This is a genomic window from Oleiphilus sp. HI0123, assembly GCF_001635315.1.
Map to the genome: position 1 here is coordinate 1 of NZ_LWGE01000491.1, position 420 is coordinate 420.

Annotated in this window: 1 rRNA gene; it reads left to right on the plus strand. The window is 48.1% G+C overall.

The features are described from left to right. A 23S ribosomal RNA gene (locus tag A3761_RS04650) occupies positions 1-420 on the plus strand; the annotation flags it as partial.

Here is a 420-nt window from a genome sequence, read left to right on the forward strand (position 1 = left end):
TGAAATAGATCCTGAAACCGTATGCGTACAAGCAGTGGGAGCAGACTTGTTCTGTGACTGCGTACCTTTTGTATAATGGGTCAGCGACTTAATTTTAGTAGCAAGGTTAACCGTATAGGGGAGCCGTAGGGAAACCGAGTCTTAATAGGGCGTTTAGTTGCTAGGATTAGACCCGAAACCGAGTGATCTAGCCATGAGCAGGTTGAAGATCAGGTAACACTGATTGGAGGACCGAACCCACTTATGTTGAAAAATGAGGGGATGACTTGTGGCTAGGAGTGAAAGGCTAATCAAACTCGGAGATAGCTGGTTCTCCTCGAAAGCTATTTAGGTAGCGCCTCGTGTATCACCCTGGGGGGTAGAGCACTGTTTGGGCTAGGGGGTCATCCCGACTTACCAACCCCATGCAAACTCCGAATA